Source organism: Ottowia caeni, assembly GCF_050821495.1.
In the GTDB taxonomy this organism is placed as follows: Bacteria; Pseudomonadota; Gammaproteobacteria; order Burkholderiales; family Burkholderiaceae_C; genus Ottowia; species Ottowia caeni.
This window is the reverse complement of the sequence record NZ_CP151080.1, coordinates 1,358,386-1,378,620: the sequence shown is the minus strand read 5'-3', so window position 1 is coordinate 1,378,620 and position 20,235 is coordinate 1,358,386. Positions and strand designations below refer to the sequence as shown.

Genomic DNA, 20,235 nt, shown 5'->3' with positions numbered 1-20,235 from the left:
ACTTAAGGCGCCAACTGCATGTTGAGTGGAGCGTCTTGACAAACTGGAGCACCTTGACAAACCCCGCACATTGGTTGGCTGTCGCAGTTGCAGCACCTGCGCACAGCGGCATCTATGCGCCGCTCACCTACCGCAGCCCCGTCCCACTGCCACCCGGCACGCTGGTACGCGTGCCCCTGGGCAAGCGAGAGGTGCTGGGCGTCGTCTGGGGAGCCGAACCAGAACCCGAGCCACCCATCTCTTCCACCGTTCGCGACATTGCCGGCTTGCTGGGAGACGCTCAAGCGGGAACCGCCAGCAACGCATCAGAAAGTTTGCCTCCACTGGACGAACATTGGCGCGCCTTGATCAGCTTTGCCGCACGCTATTACCAGCGAGCCCTGGGTGAAGTGGCGCTGGCAGCGTTGCCACCGCAGTTACGCACCCTGAACGCGACGCAAATGGCGCGCCGACTGAAGCGCCTGCATGCCGGCACCCACACCCCATCCGAGGCCAAGCAGGAACCAGCGGCCCAAGCTGAAGGCTCCGCCACCCAGAAAACCCTCTCCGCTGACCAAACCCTCGCCCTGACCCGAATCGAGCAGGAAAACGGCCCTTTCCTGCTGTTTGGCACCACCGGAAGCGGCAAGACCGAGATTTACATGAGGGCCGCCGAAAAGGCGTTGGCTCAGCACGAACGGGCGCAAGTACTGGTGTTGGTGCCGGAGATCAACCTCACGCCGCAGCTGGAGGCCCGATTCGTGGAACGCTTTGGCAAAGCCATGGTCGTTTCCATGCACAGCGGCCTGACCTCGGCACAGCGCCTGGCGGGGTGGCTGGCAGCGCACACCGGACATGCCCGCATCGTGCTCGGCACCCGCATGGCAGTGCTCGCCTCCATGCCTGATCTGGCACTCATCGTGGTAGATGAGGAGCACGACCCAAGCTACAAACAACAGGAAGGCGCCCGCTACTCAGCGCGTGATCTTGCTGTTTACCGCGGGAAACTGGTGGGCGCCAAGGTGATCCTGGGCTCTGCCACCCCCTCCCTGGAGAGCTGGCAGCAAAGCCGCCCGACTGCCGAGGGCGGCAACGGCCGCTATGTCAGACTGGCCATGCCCCGACGAATAGGTGCTGAAAACGCTGATCAAGGTTTGCCGCGTGTGCGCCGGGTCGACATGAGCCGTCAACCCCGGGGCGCCCTGATTTCACCGCCGCTGCTGACCGCCATTGGCGAGCGCGTGGCCCGTGGCGAACAAACACTGCTGCTGCTCAATCGCCGGGGCTACGCGCCCGTGCTTCACTGCGCAGACTGCGGCTGGAAAAGCGAATGCACGTACTGCAGCGCTTATCGGGTATTTCATAAAATCGACCGAACCCTGCGCTGCCACCACTGCGGCTTCACAGAGCGCGTGCCGCGTGCCTGCCCTTCCTGCGGCAACCTGGACATCGGCACCATCGGGCGAGGCACCGAGCAATTGGAGGAACACCTCGCAGAACTGCTGGCCTCGGCATTGCGTCCAGACGGCTCACCGGCCCGAATTGCCCGCATCGACGCAGACTCCACCCGCGGCAAGGGTAGCCTGGAAAGCCAGCTGGCTCAGGTACACGCCGGCGAGGTCGATGTGCTCGTAGGCACCCAAATGATCGCCAAGGGGCATGATTTTCGGCGCGTGACACTGGTGGCAGCCATTAACCCCGACGGGGCCTTATTTTCTAGCGATTTTCGAGCCCCTGAGCGCCTCTTTGCCTTGCTGCTGCAGGCGGCAGGCCGGGCCGGTCGAGATGCCACCGTGGCAGCCGCCAGCGAAATGTGGGTACAAACCCACCACCCCACGCATCCGCTGTATGAAGCGCTCAAGGTGCACGACTACCCCGCCTTTGCTGAAAGCCAGTTGAACGAACGCGCTCAAGCGGGGCTGCCTCCGTTTGCGCATCTGGCGCTTTTGCGGGCGGATGCTCGCAGCCAGGAGGCGGCCCAGGCCTTTCTGCGGGCCGCTGCTCACGAAGCGCAAACCACGCTGGCGACCGGCAGCGAAACGCAGGCTGCCTTCGAACACACCACCTGGTACCCGCCGGTGCCCATGGCTGTGCAGCGTGTAGCCAATGTAGAGCGCGCGCAAATGATGATAGAGAGTCCCTCACGTGCGGCATTGCAACGCGTTCTGGCGGCTTGCCAGCCCCTGCTGCACCGTTTGCGCACCACCCCCGAGCATCGGGGCATTGTGCGCTGGATCATGGACGTCGATCCGCTGGCGGTGTGACCAATTCCGTCACACCCGACTCATCGGGTTCGGCTTAGATCCTGTTCAACCTACTTCGAACGACGAAAGTCCCCTGATCAACTGCACCTTCCGGGCGGTTTTTCTACGGCCCCACAAGGTGGCGTCCGACAAAACACATGCCACACAGGGCCTACAGTGGTTGTGTCCTGGTACGCCAGAAAGAGACACCGAGAGACGCCGCACACACCGTGCCGCCCAACACAGAAAGGACTCATCATGTCTTGCAAGAAATATTTAACCGTTCTGGCTATGGCCTGCGCCGTGTCGATGCCAGCTATGGCGCAAACGCTCACACCCAGCCAGACCAATCTGGATCAGGCGGCAGCGGCCAAAGAGCGCCGGGCCGCCTCCGTCCGCAGTCAACTGGCGCCAGTTACGGCAGATCAGGCCCAGGCCAACGCGCTCATGCGTTGCGCCAACCTGCCGGCGTTCTACAAAGTAGATTGTGAAGCGCGCGTCAACGGCCAAGGGCAGACTTCTGGCAGCGTCATAGGTGGCGGCGTGATCAAGGAAAGCACGACACAGGTGACCCCGGCGGAGCTAGCCAACGCCCCCCGTATCGAACTTAAGCCTCAGCCGGAACCCGCAGCGCCGAAACGGAGCAGGTAACCCCGGAGAATTCAAACATCATGGGGTCTGATCAATAAGACGCAAACAACCCTGCAATCACTGAAAAAGTCAGAAAGGCCGCGCACGTAGACCAGAGAATGATGCGTGCAATCCGCCCATTGTCTGCACCAAACCGCTCCGCCAGCAACGACACGTTGCTGGCGCAAGGCAGGGCTGCGGTCAGAACGAGCGGAACGAGCGCACCCGGGCCAAGCCACCCCGCCCCCAGAGCCAGCAGGCCGCCCGCATAGATCAGCAAGGGGTGTATCAGCAGCTTGCAAACGACCAGCGTTCCGGCATCAGACGGCGGCTGAGCGGGCAGACCGTTCCCCGCAAGCATTTGCGAACGTGCGAGCACCGCGCCAATGGTGAACAAGGCCACAGGAGAGGCGGCATCCCCGAGCAACCCCACGGTTTTGGCAATCGGCGCCCAGAGGCTCAACCCCACCACGCCACTCAGGGCGCCGAGCAAAATCGCCCATGGCATGGGATTGCGCAACACCCCCTTGAGCGCCCTCCCCGCAGCCTTGAGGGCCCCATGCTCACCGGCAGCGCCCCACTGGGAAAGACCAATGCACAAGGACGTGGTTACCACCAGATCGACCAGCAGGGTCGACATCACCGGACCCAGTGCGCTTTCGCCCAAAAGCGCCAGAATCAGCGGCACCCCCATGAACCCGGAATTCGGAAACGCCGCCACCAGGGCGCCCATGGCCGCGTCTGGCCAATGACCACCCCGCCGCCGTGTGAACCAGGCGGAAAATGCGACGATCAGGAGGGCAGCGGAAAGCCACAACAGACAGATTACGGGATCAAGCAACTTGGTCAGTGGCGTCGAACTGCCAAATTGAAACAACATGCAAGGCAGCGCGAAGTACAGCACGAACATGTTGAGCCCGGGCACCGCATCGAGTGGCAGCAAGCGCGAGCGCGCCGCAAGGTAGCCACAAAGCACCAAGGCAAAGAACGGCAGTGTGACCGAGAATATTTGAGCAGATGCACCCATGTTGCTTTGGTTGAAAGTCCAATCGGTATGATCGGGCAAGATTCTCCACTGACTCCCGGCGCCCCATTTCAGGGCCATCTCTCTACGCATGCACGACCGCCTCAATCTCGCCCAACAAGATGCCGTAAACCATTTGCGCGGGCCTTGTTTGGTATTGGCTGGGGCCGGATCGGGAAAAACCCGCGTCATCACGCAGAAGATCGCCAGAATGATCCAAACCGGGCTGGAGCCCAAGCGTGTGGCCGCGATCACCTTCACCAACAAGGCCGCCAGCGAAATGCGCGAGCGCGCCCGAGATCTGATCGGCAAAGCAGCGGGCGAAGTACTGATCTGCACCTTCCATGCCCTTGGCGTGCGCCTGTTGCGTGAAGAGGGCTCCATCCTGGGACTCAAATCGCAGTTCAGCATTCTCGACAGCGACGAATGCCTCAGCCTCTTGAAAGACTGTGGCGCCACCACCGACGCGGCCACGGCTCGCCAGTGGCAATGGACCATCAGCCGCTGGAAGAACGAGGGGCTTTCTCCGGAGCAAGCGGCGGCTCAGGCTACAGATGAGGGCGAGCGTGAAATAGCGCGCCTCATGTCTCTCTACCATGAGCGTTTGATCGCCTACCAAGGCGTGGACTTCGACGACCTCATTGGCCTGCCACTGCGCATGCTGAAAAATCACCCGGAAGTGGCGCAAAGATGGCAAAAACGCCTTGGCCACGTCTTGGTAGATGAGTACCAGGACACCAACGCCACGCAGTACGAACTCATGAAGCTGCTGGTCGGCAGTGCCGGCAACTTCACCGCCGTGGGCGACGATGACCAGAGCATCTATGGCTGGCGTGGCGCGACCCTGGACAACCTCAAGCGGCTACCCATCGACTTTCCGCAACTGAAAGTCATCAAACTGGAGCAGAACTACCGCTCCACCAGCGCCATTTTGCGGGCCGCCAATAACGTCATCGGCCCCAATCCCAAGCTGTTTCCGAAACGGCTCTTCTCCGAACTGGGAGAGGGAGAGCCCGTGCGCGTGGTCGATTGCGACCATGAAGCCCACGAGGCCGACCGAGCGGTGGCCCGCATCCAGAGCTTGCGCAGCACGTCAGTCCAGAAAGAATGGCGGGACTTCGCCATTCTTTACCGAGCCAACCACCAGGCCAGGGTGTTTGAGCAGGCGTTGCGGCGGGCTCAGATACCGTACAAAGTATCCGGCGGGCAAAGCTTCTTCGATAAAGCGGAAATCAAGGACCTCTGCGCCTGGTTCCGACTATGGATCAACGAAGACGACGATCCTGCGTTCATGCGCGCAATCACAACGCCAAAACGCGGGATCGGACATCAGACTCTGGCTCAGCTTGGAGATCTTGCGAGCAAGTATCGTTTGAGCATGTTTGGCGGCTTGTTTTCAGGCTCGCTCGAAGGCATCGTTTCGGCGAAGGCTTTGGGTAGCCTGCGGGAGTTTGGCCGCTACGTTAACTACCTCCAGTATCGGGCCAAGCAGACCGAAGGTGAAGAGGCTGCCAAGGCTTTCCTGATGGAATGGCTCAAGGAAATCGAATACGAGAAGTTTCTCCAGGGTGCTGAAGAAAGTGACAAGGTCGCGGCAGCACGCTGGAGCAACGTCCTCGATTTTTGCGACTGGATGGCGGGGCGCTGCGGCGGGCGCATAGATGATGCGACCGGAGCCAATGGCGGATCTGAACGCAAGAACTTGCTGGAAGTGGCGCAAACCATTACTCTGATCTCCACTCTGGGCGAACGAGACCAAGATCCGAACATGGTCACGCTTTCCACGCTACACGCCTCCAAGGGTCTCGAATGGCCCCACGTGATACTGGCCGGTGTCAATGAAGGGCTCTTGCCGTTCCGTACAGACGAAGACGCCCCTGCCTCCGCCATCGCTGCGCGCATTGAAGAAGAGCGACGCCTGATGTATGTGGGTATTACCCGCGCACGGCAAACACTTGCGGTCAGTTGGACCCGTCGGCGCAAAAAGGGCCGTGAGATTGTTGCGGCACAACCCAGCAGGTTTATTGCAGAAATGGCGCTCGATCAAGCCACCGCGCGTGAAGACCCCCGTGAAAAACTGAAAGCCTTGCGTGCCGAATTTGCCAAGAAAGCAGCAGAACAGGCTGCATTGGCCGCCGCCAAGGCGTAACCCTAGAAACGGTTCTAGGATAACCCCATGAGAAAGACCATTCTCTTCATCGGTACTGGCATTATTGCCGCAACGGCGATGGCCCAGTCCCCACCACTGGACCCATTAAAGGCTCAATCAGCCAGCGCATGTCTGGCGCCTAAAGCCTTTCAATCCCACCACCTGTTTGGTGCATGGCGCTTTGAACTGCCCGGCACCAAACAGACAGGCCGAATGACTTTGCGCCGGCACCCCGAATTCAGCGAGAGCCTGCGCGGCGAGCTACGTTACGGAAGCACCGAGTCCATTGCGTCAGGCGACATCGAGGAAGGTGAACTCAACCTAGACGAATCCAGCAACCGCGTCAGCATCACAGCCACCTGGACCGGCAAAATAGTGGAAGGCTCCTGCGGCAAAGAGATCCGCGGTGAGTGGCACGACGTTGAAAAAGACGTTCGCAGTCCGTTCGTGCTGCGTCGTGAAGCGGGCTGGTAGGCACATCGCCACGACCCCGGACAATGCCGGGTCAGTGGCAGTCTGATTCAGCCTTCGGGTTCGGTGTCTGCTAAGAAGCTTCGCTTGTGAACACGCCGCCATACATCTGGCGAAGTTCGCTTTTCTTCACCTTGCCGGTACCGCCCACGGGCAAGGCATCAAGAAAGACGACTTCATTGGGCAGCCACCACTTGACCACGCGCTTCTCCAAAAACTCCAAAATCTCGTCCTTCTCCAGCGCCTGGTCGGGTTTGCGCACAATCAGCAGCAGCGGACGTTCGTCCCATTTCGGGTGTTTGACACCGATGACTGCGGCTGAAGCCACCGCTGGGTGCCCGACGGCGGCATTTTCCAGATCAATGGAGCTGATCCACTCACCGCCGCTCTTGATGACATCCTTGGTACGGTCGCGAATATTCATCACGCCGTTGGCGTCGATGGTGGCAATGTCCCCGGTCGGGAACCAGCCGTCCACCAGCGCGCTCTGCGTGGTCTTGAAGTAGCGCTCGATGATCCACTGACCGCGGACCATCAATTCCCCTTGAGAAGTGCCGTCGCGCGGCAACTCCTTGCCGTTCTCATCAACCACCTTGATCTCTATGCCCGACACCACCTTGCCCTGCCGTGCCACGATGGCGTACTGCTCTGCGGCTGGCAAACTGCGGTCGGCCGCGCTCAGATTACTCAAGGTGGCAATGGCGGTCGTCTCGGTCATACCCCAACCGTGCCTCACTTCAACGCCGTAATCATCATTGAAGCGCGCGATGATGGCCTGCGGCATGGCCGAGCCGCCCACGCTGGTGCGGCGCATGGTCGAGAATTTCAAACCCTGGGCGTCCACGTACTGCAGCAAGCCCAGCCAGATGGTTGGCACCCCGGCACTGATGGTAACTTTCTCGCTCTCCATCAGGCTGTGGAGGCTAGCGCCGTCGAGCTGCGGCCCCGGAAGCACCAAGCGCGCGCCTGACAGCATCGCGGAATACGGAATGCACCAAGCGTTGATGTGAAACATCGGTACGACTGGCAGAACGCATTCACGCGTTCCGAGAGAAAGCACATCGGGCAGGCAGGACGTGGTGGCGTTGAGCACAATGCCCCTGTGAGAATACAGAACCCCCTTGGGGTTCCCGGTAGTGCCTGAGGTGTAGCAAAGCACCGCGCCCGACTTTTCGTCAAACTCGGGCCAGGTGAAGTCATCAGGTTGCGCATTGAGCAACTCTTCGTAGCACAGCACAGTTTCAAGGCCGGACACGGATACGCAGTGCTCGCGGTCACTAAGGCAAACCCATGCGCGCACTTTTGGACAGTGCGGCGCAATGGCAGCAACAAGAGGCGCGAAAGTGGTATCGAACAGCACAACCTGATCCTCAGCGTGATTCAGGATGTAGATCAGCTGTTGCGGATGCAGGCGTGGATTGCAGGTGTGCATCACCATGCCGCTGCCGGAGACGGCGTAGTACGCCTCAAGGTGGCGGTGGTTGTTCCAGGCGATGGAGGCGACCACATCGCCTGAGTGCAGGCCAAGGGCCTTGAGTGCGTTGGCCAACTGACGCACGCGCCGTGCCGTGTCGCGGTAAGTTTGCCGCACCAGCGCACCGTGGGTGTCGCGTGAAACGATCTCCTGGCTGCCATGCTGGGCAGCGCCGTGTGTAAGGATGCCCGAGATCAGAAGCGGGCGATCCATCATCAAACCAGGTTGAGTCATACCAAAAGTTCCTAAGTCACGAGCGAGCCAATTTACGCAGCCCCCATTGTGCCAGCCTGATGCCGGGCGGCATCAGGCTGCCGTGAAACCTATGGACTTAACAATAGGACCCCAAAGCTTGGTGTCGCGCTCCAGCGCCGCATGCAACTGCTCTGGCGTGGTGGGAGCCGACTCCATGGCAAAGCTGTGCAGTGATTCGATCACGTCGGGCGCCTTCAGCGCCTGGTGCAAAGCGGCATTGGTGCGCATCACCAGATCGGAAGATGCTTTGGCAGGCAGGTAAAAGCCATACCATTCGTTGAACACGAGATCCTTGAAACCTTGCTCGGTCAGGGTGGCCACATTTGGCGTAAAGCTCGTTCGCTTGGCGCCTGATGTTGCCAGAAGCCGCACCTTGCTGCCCGGCGTCATCAAAGGGGTGAAGGTGCCCAGCGGCGCGCACAGAGCGGGCAAGGTGCCACCGATCAACTCCGTCACGGCTGGCGGCGAACCACGGTAGCCAATATGTTCAAGCGGAACTCCGGCTGCACGCCCCATCATCACCGCCGTGAAGTGCAGTGTAGATCCGGTAGCAGACGAGCCAATGTTGGCCTTACCCGGGTTGGCCTTGTACCATGCAATCAACCCAGGGATGTCCTTCACGCTCTCGGGCACGGCCGTACCCACGCCTACACCTTAATCAAAACTGGCCCCCATGGTGACGGGGGTCACGTCGGTCAGCGGCGCGTAGGGCAGCTTCTTGTACGTGAACGGATAAACGCCGAGCATCGACATAGGTGTCAGCAACAAGTTGGCGCCATCCGCAGGCAGCCCCTTCATGGCGCTGACAGCCAGCTGGCCGCCTGCACCTGTCTTGTTTTCCACAACGACGGAGCGGGCGTAGCCATTGGTCACCAACTTTTCGGCCACCTTGCGCGCCAGGATGTCTGGCGTAGTGCCTGCCGGAAACCCGACAAAGATGCGCACGGTGTCACTTGCCTGCGCCCAGCCTGCCAATGGGGTGCCGGCCATCAAGCCAACACCCGTAGATCCGATGAAATTCCGGCGGGAAATCGCCATGTCTTGCCTCCAGCTATTTTCAAAATTGTCAATTTAGGTTGACATCATGATTCTGGAGTTGACATGGCCGGTCTGTCAATGGAGCAAGCGACCTGATGGACTAGGATTTCCCCTAGTTCGAGTGCACTTTCCTGGAGTTGTGCCTTGCATTGGACGCCGCCGAAGGCCAAGGCAGCGACAGGATTCGCCGCAACTCCTCCACATTCTCCTTGCCAATGTGCCGGGCAAGCTCCTCTTCCATTTTCACAAAAGAGGCGGCAGCTGATTCAGACATGCGCCAGCCCTTTTGCGTGAAACGCAGCAGCATCACGCGTTTGTCGCTTTCGTCAGGCACGAACTCCACCAGCCCCAGCTTTTCAGCCTCGCTGGCCAACTTGTGCACGGCCTGGCGAGACACAGACAACCGACGTGCCAGCTCCGAAAGCCCTATGGGGCGCCCACCCAGATGAGCAAACAGCCGATTCATCGCCGTGGTGACATACGGATAACCATGCAGACTGGCAGCCGCAGTCACCTGCTCCTCCATCCAGCTGGAGCGCGCCATCAACAAATGTCGGAGAAGATTCTTGTGCGAAGTCATGAAAGCAGCCGCCGATGGGTAGTAAAAATGGCAGAAAACTTTCCCTGCACCGTATCATTCAGATTATATTTGTCAACCCTTGTTGATGAAAATACACCCATCATAAAGTCTACCCAGGAGACACCAGCATGTTGACACCATCGCGCCCCTTTTTCACCCCGGAGCATCACGCATTTCGCGAGCAGGTCCGCCGTTTTTGCGAACGCGAGATCGCCCCTGCGCATAGCCAGTGGGAATCCGCCCACCAGGTCCCTCGCGAGATCTGGCAACGCGCCGGGGAAAATGGTCTGCTCTGCTGCTGGTTACCAGAGGAGGTAGGCGGGGTCGGCGCCGACTTGCTGTGCGACCTGATTGTCTGCGAAGAACTCAGCCGCATTGGAGCCACCGGCCCTGGTTTCTCGCTGCATTCTGTGATCGTTGCGCCCTACATAGAGCATCATGGTCGTCAGAGCCTGAAGCAACGGGTTCTACCCGGCATGGTGTCCGGACATCACATTGGCGCCATCGCCATGACCGAGCCAGGCACCGGCTCCGACCTGGCAGCCGTTCGGACTCACGCTGTACGCGATGGCGACGGGTGGCGAATCAACGGCCAGAAGACCTTCATCACCAACGGACACAATGCCAGCGTGATTGTGGTGGCCTGCAAGACGGACCCCGACAAAGGCGCTCGCGGTGTATCGCTATTGGTGGTCACAGACGACATGCCGGGCTTTTCCCGCGGTCGCAATCTGCAGAAAATCGGCCAGCACGCCCAGGACACCGCAGAGCTGTTCTTCGACAATGTCTGGGTGCCGGACGATCACCTGTTGGGCGAAGAGAATCAGGGCTTTCGTTACCTGATGCAGGAGTTGGCGCAGGAGCGTCTGCTGGTATCGGTGCAATGCCAATCAAGAGCAGAAGCTGCCTTTGAGGGCACGCGCCGCTATGTCAACGAGCGGAAGGCTTTCGGCCAGCGCGTGGCCGACTTCCAGAACACCCGGTTCAAACTCGCGGGCCTATTCGCCGAGCTTCAGGCCGGACGCGCCTATTGCGACCAGTTGATCAGCCGGCACCTCGCCGGTGAGCTGGACGCCGTAGGCGCGTCCGCCGGCAAGCTGTGGCATTCAGAAATGCTGGGCCGGGTCGTCGATGAGTGCCTGCAGCTGCATGGCGGCTACGGCTACATGATGGAATACCCGATTGCCCGCGCCTATGTAGATGCGCGCATCGAGCGCATCTATGCGGGCACCTCAGAAATCATGAAGGAGATCATCGCCCGCAAAATCTGTGACGAGGCGCCAGAATGAGCAGCGCAGCGAATACGCCGAAGTCAGGTTTTGCCAACCCCGATCAGGTGCTGATCCATCGGTTCCTCGAACAAGGCGGCCACCCCCTCCCCATCGACAGCAACCCCATGGCCATCGCACTGGGCGCGACCTTGCTCGCAGTAGACCCGCAGGAGGGGCAGGTCGAAATCGGCTTTGATCCGCAGCCGCTGTTCATTCAGGGCACCGGGGTATTGCAAGGCGGTGCCATCTCGGCCATGCTGGACTTTGCCATGGCCTTTGCCACCATGGCTCGTCTGCCGGCCTCCGGGTCATGTGCCACGACCAACATCAGTACGTCCTTCTTGCGTCCCGCGCCGCAAGGCCACTACGTGGCAACAGGCGTAGTCGACCGCTGCGGCAAGGCGATGGCCTTCACGCAGGCTCGGCTGGTGGAAGCGGGTACAGGCAGACTGGTGGCGACTGCTGCCTCCACGCTGGTGGTGATGACGTAGGCCGCGTGGGCCAGAATTGCGCGAAGAGAATTTCGACTTGAGTTTCCAGCTATCAAGAAGGTGGCCTGTCCCCATACGGCCGGAAGCAGTCCTCACATCTATCCACGTAGGTCACAGCTTCAGGCTGAGCCGAGTCGTTCGCGACAGCGCTGACGGTCGGCAGCTATCGACTCTATTCTGTTGAAAAACTCCCAACCGTTGCCTTGAGCTGTGTCTTCAGAGGTGCCTCTCCACCACTTCCCGTATATGGGTTCGTCGAACATAGGACGATCTGATAGGTCGATTTCTCTGCTAGCGTTCGGCAATTGGGAGCTTCCGAGCTTCTCAACAGAATAGCCCCGAAAGCAGACATTCCTGGGATCGGGCAAGGCCGGCGGTGCTCAGAGGAAGCCAAACCGGCACCCAGCCCGAGGATCCTGGCGGCAAGCTGCGCCTGCTACCATGCTGCACTGCAACAAAGCTCGCGCCATTGCGATCATGGACCTCGACGACCCTTACCACGAACTTGGCCTGGCACCGGGCTCCAGCGATGCCGAGGTAAAGCTTGCGTGGCGCCGCCTGTCCGCACGCTGGCACCCGGATCGCAACAACAGCGTGCATGCCCTGCGAAAGATTCAGCGTATCAATCGGGCACTGGAAATGATCCGCAACGCCCGGGACGAACGGGAGGCTGAAACCGAGGATCCTGCCTCCGCTGCGGAAAAATTCACTGTCCAGCACACCATCAGCCTCACGCTCGAGGAGGTGGTGACCGGTTGTGTCAAGGAAGTTCGGGGCGAGGTGGCCGAAGACTGCGCCGAGTGCAGCGGCAGTGGCCTGCAACTGCATGCTACCCAGTGCAGCGAATGCCGTGGCGCCGGCCACATCCGGCAACAACTCTGGTTCGGCTGGGCCTCATCCACGGTCGAATGCACAGCCTGTCAGGGGCGCGGGCAGACCCGCCAAAGCTGTGCCGCATGCGCGGCTAGCGGTAAGGCTCCGGCGAGCAAATATCGCTGCCGGGTGGCGGTCGCACCTGGCGCACGCGCTGGCGATCTGCTTGATGTCACAGCCCGGGTGCAAGGCAGTCAACGCCAGCACAAACTGGCGCTGCGCGTGCGCGTGGAGCTGCAGCCGCACGAGTTCTTCACGGCTGAAGCCGATGGGACCTTGAAGTGCGAACTGCCCGTCGATGGTTTTGCTTGGGTGGCCAATCGCTGGATCGAGATTCCAACCCCCAGGGGGCTGCAACAGATGAAGTTGCGTCGGGGCCACCTGAACTACCGCATCAAAAACGCCGGCCTTCCTTGGACGAGCGAGGCAAAGGCTGGGGACTGCATCATCACCGTCGTTCCGATGTTTCCGCAAGAATTCAGCCAGGAGCAGGAGGCAGCGATTGATCGGCTGGTGGCTAGTAACTCCGGGAAGGCCGGCACGTCGGCCGGCGATCGCACGGCGGCATGGACCCGGTTGGTGGACAACTGGCAGGCTCGGCGCGTGTGATATCTCCGATGATCATCAGCATGGTGGACTGCTGGTGGCTCGCTTTGGCCGAGAACATCTGTACGAAGGTGTCGTTGGCCGCATTGTTTTGATCGACTCGTTCAGGCTGAACCCAGTCGCTCGGTTACTGCGACTGAACGGCGGCACCTGCCGCAACCAGCTGTTGGACTCAACACGCATGGGAGGACGTGCCCCTAGATGTTGTTCACAGGTTCTGCGAATAGGCCAGCTTGACGACCGTTGACTCACCGACCTCAACGCGTCGAGCGAAGGTGAGTTTGAGGTCAACCAAGTTTTTGACACCTTCAAGCTGTACCGCCTCAACCCGTACAAACCGACCTTCACCGTAGTCGGTGAACGTCAGGGTGCGGAACACCTCACTCGAGAGCAAGACCGACTGACCAATCGGAAGCGGCGCCACGTAGACCTCGATTTGGTTAAAGTCACACTGATACCCAGCGCCTTGCCCTTCACGGTGCCTGACCTGGAGATCCTCGGGCCGCTTGTGCGTGGCATCGAAATCCGCGTGCTGCCAGTCCCACACCCAGTCGGGGCGGGTGGCGTTGTCCAGCAGAAGGATTGGCGTCCCGCCCTTTTTCACGATGAGGTCGGCCTGCGTCTGCAACGCTTTCCAGTAGGCATCACCGTCCCGGACCGCGATCTCCTTGATATCCGATCGGCACAGGACATCGTTCAGTACGACGATGGCAACCTGCTGGGCCATGACATCAGCGAAGTACTCCGCCTCGTTCGACGCTCGCTGGTCCATCTGCAGCTGTGTCAGCTCGCCGCGACGCACCTGTGTGAAGGTAAGCGTGAATTCCTCCAAGTTCTCGGGTGTGATTCCGATCGGGAACAAGTGGACCGGGAAGCGCCCCTTCTCCGTGCTGAATGCTGCAGTAGACGCATACCGCCCGATCTCCAGAAGTCGATTTGGGTCAATCGGCTGGCCGGCCAGAGTCTCTTCACGCCGATCCTCCAACGCCTTCTGGGCCGCTAGAAGGCCGGCCTTCACTTGGTCGATGGCCGTCTGCGCCGGCACTCCGGGCTTGACGCGCGCCTTAATGAGTTCGATGTGCTCGACCGAGAGGCCAGGCTGTACGTCCAACCGTTCGAGCCAGCTCGTCAGTCGGCCACGAAGAATGTCAATGCTGCTGTACTGATCAAAGCGGGAATCGAACCAGACATCCATTTGCCGCTGCAGCGAGCGAGGCAAGCTCCAGGCTCCAGTGGCCAGAACGGCAAACAGTTCGAGTTGAGACTCCTGGAGCGACTCCACATCGTCGGCACCACCAAAGGAGTACACACGCGAGCTGACCATGTTGGGCCTATGCATGTCTTTAACGCGTTCAACGAATCCGTCCAAGCGCCCCACATAGCCGCCACGCCATTCGCCTGATGCCGCGAACTGGCGTACCTTTGCAACTAGGTACTCGGGCGGCGACAAGTTGCTGAGCGAGTCGACAGCCTGACCGCCGCTCTTCCACTGCTTACCTGTCAAGAGCCCGCCGGCGATCTCGAACGCCAACGAACTGCTGGCAGATGCTACCGGCACGGCGCGGACCCAGTCGAGCATCAGCTCGATGGTCAGTAAGCGCACATCGGTCCAATAATTTCGCAGGGCCGCTTGAAAGGCGCCCTGCTGCAGCTTTGGTCTCAATCGCTCCTGCAACTCAGGATGGTCGGCTTCCAGGCCAAATTTCGTGCAAAAGTCAGGCCAATCCAACCCAAGGTCTTCGATCGTGATGAACGTCGTCTTGTCGTAGAGCTGGTACGGCTCGTGATCGAAATCCAGCGTGCCCCACCACTTGCTGAGTACGTCAGCCAACCATTCGGCGGCAGCTTGATCCCCGCGCAACACGGCCGCGAGCAGCATCCGAGCCGTCTCTTCGATGTGCTTGACGTTCAGGCGTGCCAATCTTGGTAAGGTTGCCCAGTCCGATGCATGCGCGTCTCGATTTCGCCTAGGCTTGTCGGGCCGCCCGTCCTCCCATCCCGCAACGAAGGTGGAGAGCACCTCGTCATAGACACGATTGAGAGGCGGTCGCAGCACCACCATCTGCTTGTGACTGTGCTCGATGATCCCCTGCTCTTCGACCCTGAAGGCCCACCAGTTGCTGAGCTGGTACATCATCAGCGGCGGCATCTGAAGCAAGTGTTCCCGGATCTCGACGGGCGATGCGCGAAGCTCGTCGGTATCGAGATGCTGCAGCAGATGGCACAAGCGACGCAGTGGCCTGGTGTCTCGGACCATACCCTCGATCGCAGCCTCGAAGATGCCGCGATAAACGTTGCTCCAGTTTTTGTGCAGGGTTCGATCGAAGAAACTTTGCGGATCGGGCAGGAGCGCCCAGCTGCCTTGCTCGCCGGACTCCATCTTGTCCAGGCAGGCTGCAAGCAGCAAACCGTGCAAGTCGATCAGCGCCCTATAAGCGCGCTCAAACCCCTCGTTGTCGGGCTTGGCTGCCATGTTTCGCGCATCGGCGGCCAACTCACCAAGGATGGCTTCAACCCGGATGCCATACCTCTCACGGGATGTCGGCTGCACCACCACCGACCAGCGCAGCAGCCAGCGCTGCCAAGGTGAAAGCTCCGGGCCGTCCGCCACCATGGCGAGAGGCAAATCGCCTTCGTAGACCGTACCCGGACTCATCGGCAACGTGAGCAATGGCCAGGACGTATTGACACCAAACGCTTCCGGCTTGTCAGGCCTAGGCGATGTCAGTGCACTGCGATACCAGGATTCGACGACCAGCCTAACAAACCAGATGCGAACGTCCACCAATCGAGCCTGCGCCCGCAGGCGCAGTTCTCCTTGGATATCACCCTCCCGGAACACCCTGCCAACCAGCAGGCGCGGTCCTTCAGGTGCCTTGTCGTCCCCATATGACGGCACGGGAAACCAGCCCTTCGCAATGCCACCAGCCAACACTTGAAATGAGTTCAAGCGCTGCACGTCTCTGGGCAGCGCCACGTTGACGGTGTAGCGTTGAATGACCCTGGCTTGCACCTCTGGCCGGAGAAATTCCACCGTTCTGAACAGGAAAAACGTCGTCAGCGAGGCATTGAAGATGAACCAGGCGGTGTCGATCGCCGCCCAGCCTGGAAGCCATGCAGTTCCCCATGTGCTCAACATCAGGTACTGGATACCCATCACGATAACCAATCCTAACGATGACAAACCGGCTGCAAGCCCACCCGAGTCGAGTATGTAAAGGTGAATGAAGGCCTCCGCCGCCGGCCTGCGTTGCAAGTAGACGGCTACGAACGAGATCACGATCGGGTAGACCAGCGCAGCCAGCGTCGCCTGGATGGTCCACACAGTAGAGAAATGGCTCAGTTGTTCTGCGGCCTCCCATTTGAGCCAAGCGGGGGCGAACCAGCCCTGCGGAAGCACTGCAGCGAACACCAGCAGCGCGACCTGGAAAGTCAGCAGCGAGAAAGCAAACCGCAAAGGATGCTCGCCAGCGAACAGCAGATCCCGCTCCAACTTGGACAGCGCCAGACGGCGTCTGCAGCTGTTCTGCGCGAACCACGCTGCCTCGTCGCGAAGCGCAACTGTGCGGACGGACCATGGGGTCTTAAGCAGATTTTGGGTAATACGAGTTGCGTGCATTTTGAAGAGCTTACGACAGCCCGCCATCTCCCCAACCGTCAAGCTGCGCGTGTATTGAACCTCAGCGACGATGGATGGTGCTCAGGTCGATGCTCAGTCCCTGCCGGTTTGGCTTGCTGCAGACGATGCATTTGGACGGAGTCATGCACAGCACTTCCGCGTCAGCTACGTTCGTCGCGCGAACGACTGCACAGCTACCGAGACCGGATGTAGCGAGCCCAAACTCCACAGGCAGCAAACGCTGCACAACAGACAAAGCCGAACGATGTTCAGGTAACTGCAAAGGGTCGCAAGCACCCGCTCACACTTAGCGTAAGCATTCGTCAATGTCGCCCCCATCTATTCAATCTCGATCAAGCGACGTGTCTCTCTGTAAGCGAACGGTCAATTGAGATTTTTCTCATCGGATGGATCATTGGTGTATTCACCATCCATTGCGGCCCGATTGTTCGGCCAACCGTTTTTCAGAGCTTACCGAGGCCAATGTTTGGGCCAGAGCGTTTCGCACGCATGGCGGCTGCGGTCAACGCCGAGGCGCCCGCGGTCATTGCGGCCTTTCAGCAGATGCGACAAAGTCACTTCATCAACTGAACGCACTGGCCACTCTCAACCATGAACTCGTATTCCCAAACCTCAGCCGGCTGCGCCATGGCGGCCCACCTGCAGTCAGCTATCGCGCCAACCGACGTTGCCACGCCGCCTTTGGCCTCCCACTTCCTGACCGTCGGCGAAGGCCAGATCGCCTACGATGACACCGGTGGAAGCGGCCCCCTGGTACTCGCCATTCCGGGTATGGGCGACCTGCGCTCCGAGTACCGCGCGCTGCGACCATGGCTTCAGCAGGCCGGCTACCGCGTCGTGACCATGGATGTGCGCGGTCACGGCGAGACCTCGGCCCTCTGGAGCGACTACTCCGCGCACGCCGTGGGCCGCGATGCGCTGGCATTGATCGAGGACCTGGAGGCTGGACCGGTCGTGATTCTGGGCAACTCGTTCGCCGCCGGGTCTGCGCTGTGGGCCGCCCACGACGCGCCCGCCCGCGTGCGCGGCGTCGCCCTGCTGGGGCCGATCGTACGCGACGGCGCCCCTTTTGGTTTGCGAAGACTGCGATCGCTGTGGGCTTCGGCGGTCCTTGGCGCGTGGCGTTCTGGATGACCTACTGGAACAGCCTGTTTCCTTTGCGCAAACCAATCGATCATCCTAAAAACGGTAGTTGGACGCGCCCGAGCAGGTCGTCATCGGGTGCGCTGGCAAGGGTTTGAGCCGCGGCTCCGAGGGCGCCTGCGCGCCCTCGGACGGCCCAAACATGCCCAGCCTCTGGCTGGGTTGCGCCCTGCAAGGGTGAGGACGCGGCAGGCTCGTGCCTGCAAGAACGAGCAACGCCGCCAGCGTGCCCGAGGGCGGCCTGATCGGGAGCGTAGCGCTCTCACCTAACGGGTGAGCGTTATCGGAGCATCGAAATTGAGTGTCCACGCGGCTTTCCTGACGATTGCAAGCGGTCGACTGCCGTTTTTGGGATCTTGCCCAAGCCAAGGCTGCGCTCGCCGCCAACCTGCGCGAGCCGGGCCGAATGGATGCTCTGCGCAAAATGGCCGGTCTGTCCAAGGCGGACACCGAGGCCATCGTGGAACGCAGCCGCGTACCGGCGCTGGTGGTCATGGGCACGCGGGACCCAGACTTCCCGGACGCCACCGCCGAGGCACTCTGGCTGGGCAAAGCTCTGAGCACCGAGCCCTTGATCGTTGAAGGCGCCGGCCACTACCCGCACCTGGAAACACCCGATCGCGTGGCCCCCGCCCTGATGGCTTTTCTTGGGGGCTTATGTGGGCGCTGACCGGAAGGGTTGCCTAGGGATGCAGCAATTTGACCAGATTGGCTGCCGCGATCGATCCATACTGTTTGACTTCTTGCCAAGTCGAACTCACCAGGGGGTGGTCGCGGTAGTCCCCCAGACCAGACATGGGGTTCAGGCGCGTGCCCTTTGCCCAGGCCAGCAGGTCTGGGTAGGCCGCACGCGCGCGGTCATGTGCCATTAACGCCAGGTATGACGACAGGTAGTCACGGGGCTCGTCCCAGTAACTGATAGGAGGACACAAACGGTTTTTCTCGCCGATATCGTCAATCGTCGCCTCGACTACACCCAAGAGCGCGGCCGGGAAGCAGGCAAAGCTCCAGAACAAGGGTTGAATAGTTACCCTGTCAGCCTCGAAAACAGGCCGCAACGCGGGGCGCGCCAAACCTACAGCTGCACAGTGCACATGCAGCGTGGCTGGACTGGTAGGCACAGAGCCATCATCAAGCACGATGCGGTCTCGCTCAATGCGCCGCACATGCCCCAATCTCACCACGTCACGAATCTGACGCAACAGGGCTAACTCTGCTTCGCTCACCATCGCGCCGCGGCACATGGTCGGCTTCACTTCCGGGTCTATTCTGAGGAAGAATCCGTCAGCTTCTAAGCGTTCGAACACCTCGTCGACCGAACTCGCCTGGGCCATAGCCTTCAACTGCAGACCTACGCCTGAGAAGAATTCGGGTAACCCAGCACCCGGTTGGTTAAAGCGGCGGTTAAGCCACCAGGCTTCGCGCGGCCTCACCCACTGGATGGAGCCCGAAGGCACGCCATGCGTCAGCAGCCAGACGCAGGTGTCGAGCGCAGTTTTTCCGGTTCCAATGATGACGTACCGTTCGGGAGGCTCAACCAGGCGTGTGATCTCCCCTGCGGCCACACATCGCATGCCCTCCACCACTTCAAAAGGGGGAGGACTGGTGGCCGGAATGCTCCCTTCGAGATAGCCGGTATCGACCAGCTTCCGTCGAATTCTCACCTCTTTCGCTATTCCGGTGAGGCTCGATGCAAGCCAGTGCCTTCCATCTGAATCGACGGAATCGATACTGCAAGGAAGGTGGCGCACGCGACCTGTGGGCAGGAAATGCCGATCCATCACCCGCGCGTAATAAGCACGCAGCTCGTCTGCGCTGGCCGCCTCATAAAAACCCGCATTTAGTCCGGAGAGCTCCTTCTCATCCCGCCCAAGGTGTACGGAAGACACTCCGTAAAACGCCGAAGGCTGATGCAAACGAACAAATGGGTAGGCGTCAATCCAATGACCGCCGGGAGCATAGCGGCTATCTACCAAGGTGACGGCGGCATCAGAGTGGCTGAGCAGCGCGTCCGCGAACGCCATGCCCGCCGCGCCAGTACCAATCACAAGGTCATCGGTCTCAAGAGGTTCAGCCATTGTCTCCCCCCGTTCAGGACGCCCCACCGCAAGATCCCATGTGCGGAACAATCAATTAGATATGGGATTCGCCAACTTGCCAAGCGAAATCATGGCCCCGACAAGCCACCTCAGCATGAACGCCTGCTTCATATGCATCGGAGTCGGCAAGGATGGAGAGAGAGAGCGCGCGCGCTAACTGACTCCAACAATCAGCATAGGGGGCAGAGACTATCGGTTGCCCCCTGCCACACCACCTCGCATGTGGGTCCGCACCGGGCAGTTCGAGAGTTTGAGGTCAGTACAGGCGC

Annotated in this window: 15 protein-coding genes and 1 pseudogene; 9 read left to right on the top strand and 7 right to left on the bottom strand. The window is 60.4% G+C overall.

Annotated features, from left to right (window positions below; genetic code table 11):
* Positions 1–74: 74 nt before the first annotated feature.
* Together priA and AAAK34_RS06735 are read left to right on the top strand one after the other, a co-directional pair.
* Positions 75–2,243, top strand: a complete 2,169-nt coding sequence (gene priA, locus AAAK34_RS06740; RefSeq protein ID WP_431777869.1) for a replication restart helicase PriA — start codon at positions 75–77, stop codon at positions 2,241–2,243.
* Positions 2,244–2,480: 237 nt separating this feature from the next.
* Positions 2,481–2,873, top strand: a complete 393-nt coding sequence (locus tag AAAK34_RS06735; RefSeq protein ID WP_231693483.1) for a hypothetical protein — start codon at positions 2,481–2,483, stop codon at positions 2,871–2,873.
* Positions 2,874–2,904: 31 nt separating this feature from the next.
* Here AAAK34_RS06735 and AAAK34_RS06730 read toward each other — a convergent pair whose 3' ends face one another.
* Positions 2,905–3,879 carry an AEC family transporter gene (locus tag AAAK34_RS06730; RefSeq protein ID WP_231693802.1) on the bottom strand — a complete coding sequence of 325 codons (975 nt, stop codon included), beginning with the start codon at positions 3,877–3,879 and terminating at the stop codon, positions 2,905–2,907.
* 88 nt (positions 3,880–3,967) lie between these two features.
* On the opposite strand from AAAK34_RS06730, the gene AAAK34_RS06725 reads away from it, so the two are divergent.
* A complete protein-coding gene (locus AAAK34_RS06725; protein WP_231693484.1) occupies positions 3,968–6,025 on the top strand; it encodes a UvrD-helicase domain-containing protein in 2,058 nt (685 codons plus the stop codon).
* 27 nt (positions 6,026–6,052) lie between these two features.
* A complete protein-coding gene (locus AAAK34_RS06720; protein WP_231693485.1) occupies positions 6,053–6,499 on the top strand; it encodes a hypothetical protein in 447 nt (148 codons plus the stop codon).
* 70 nt (positions 6,500–6,569) lie between these two features.
* Here the strand turns inward: AAAK34_RS06720 and AAAK34_RS06715 are convergent, their stop codons facing one another.
* The 3 genes and pseudogenes from AAAK34_RS06715 to AAAK34_RS06705 all read right to left on the bottom strand — a co-directional run bounded on the left by AAAK34_RS06715 (position 6,570) and on the right by AAAK34_RS06705 (position 9,843).
* The gene (locus AAAK34_RS06715) at positions 6,570–8,204 is read right to left on the bottom strand and encodes a long-chain-fatty-acid--CoA ligase (protein WP_231693486.1); all 1,635 of its coding nucleotides are present in this window, start codon (positions 8,202–8,204) and stop codon (positions 6,570–6,572) included.
* 72 nt (positions 8,205–8,276) lie between these two features.
* A pseudogene (locus AAAK34_RS06710) lies at positions 8,277–9,215 on the bottom strand (tripartite tricarboxylate transporter substrate-binding protein).
* Between the two features lie 160 nt (positions 9,216–9,375).
* A complete protein-coding gene (locus AAAK34_RS06705) occupies positions 9,376–9,843 on the bottom strand; it encodes a MarR family winged helix-turn-helix transcriptional regulator (protein WP_431777868.1) in 468 nt (155 codons plus the stop codon).
* 128 nt (positions 9,844–9,971) lie between these two features.
* Here AAAK34_RS06705 and AAAK34_RS06700 point away from each other — a divergent pair, with 128 nt between their 5' ends.
* The 3 genes from AAAK34_RS06700 (at position 9,972) to AAAK34_RS06690 (ending at position 13,087) form a co-directional block, all read left to right on the top strand.
* Positions 9,972–11,132, top strand: a complete 1,161-nt coding sequence (locus AAAK34_RS06700; RefSeq protein ID WP_231693488.1) for an acyl-CoA dehydrogenase family protein — start codon at positions 9,972–9,974, stop codon at positions 11,130–11,132.
* Positions 11,129–11,605, top strand: coding sequence for a PaaI family thioesterase (locus tag AAAK34_RS06695; RefSeq protein WP_231693489.1), 477 nt, complete (start codon positions 11,129–11,131; stop codon positions 11,603–11,605). The genes AAAK34_RS06700 and AAAK34_RS06695 overlap by 4 nt, the downstream gene beginning before the upstream one ends.
* A 441-nt stretch (positions 11,606–12,046) precedes the next feature.
* On the top strand, positions 12,047–13,087 hold the full coding sequence (locus tag AAAK34_RS06690) for a DnaJ C-terminal domain-containing protein (protein WP_431777867.1): 1,041 nt from the start codon (positions 12,047–12,049) through the stop codon (positions 13,085–13,087).
* Between the two features lie 205 nt (positions 13,088–13,292).
* On the opposite strand, the gene AAAK34_RS06685 is transcribed toward AAAK34_RS06690, so the two are convergent.
* The gene (locus AAAK34_RS06685; RefSeq protein ID WP_431777866.1) at positions 13,293–16,703 is read right to left on the bottom strand and encodes a hypothetical protein; all 3,411 of its coding nucleotides are present in this window, start codon (positions 16,701–16,703) and stop codon (positions 13,293–13,295) included.
* Positions 16,704–17,315: 612 nt separating this feature from the next.
* Here AAAK34_RS06685 and AAAK34_RS06680 point away from each other — a divergent pair.
* Positions 17,316–17,858, top strand: a complete 543-nt coding sequence (locus AAAK34_RS06680) for an alpha/beta fold hydrolase (protein ID WP_431777865.1) — start codon at positions 17,316–17,318, stop codon at positions 17,856–17,858.
* Between the two features lie 45 nt (positions 17,859–17,903).
* On the opposite strand, the gene AAAK34_RS06675 is transcribed toward AAAK34_RS06680, so the two are convergent.
* Positions 17,904–18,176 (bottom strand): hypothetical protein, encoded by a 273-nt coding sequence (locus AAAK34_RS06675; RefSeq protein WP_431777864.1) that lies wholly within the window; start codon positions 18,174–18,176, stop codon positions 17,904–17,906.
* A gap of 16 nt (positions 18,177–18,192) precedes the next feature.
* Here AAAK34_RS06675 and AAAK34_RS06670 point away from each other — a divergent pair, with 16 nt between their 5' ends.
* The gene (locus tag AAAK34_RS06670) at positions 18,193–18,537 is read left to right on the top strand and encodes an alpha/beta fold hydrolase (RefSeq protein WP_231693493.1); all 345 of its coding nucleotides are present in this window, start codon (positions 18,193–18,195) and stop codon (positions 18,535–18,537) included.
* A 13-nt stretch (positions 18,538–18,550) separates the two neighbouring features.
* Here AAAK34_RS06670 and AAAK34_RS06665 read toward each other — a convergent pair whose 3' ends face one another.
* The gene (locus AAAK34_RS06665; protein ID WP_231693494.1) at positions 18,551–19,945 is read right to left on the bottom strand and encodes an NAD(P)-binding protein; all 1,395 of its coding nucleotides are present in this window, start codon (positions 19,943–19,945) and stop codon (positions 18,551–18,553) included.
* Positions 19,946–20,235 lie beyond the last annotated feature (290 nt).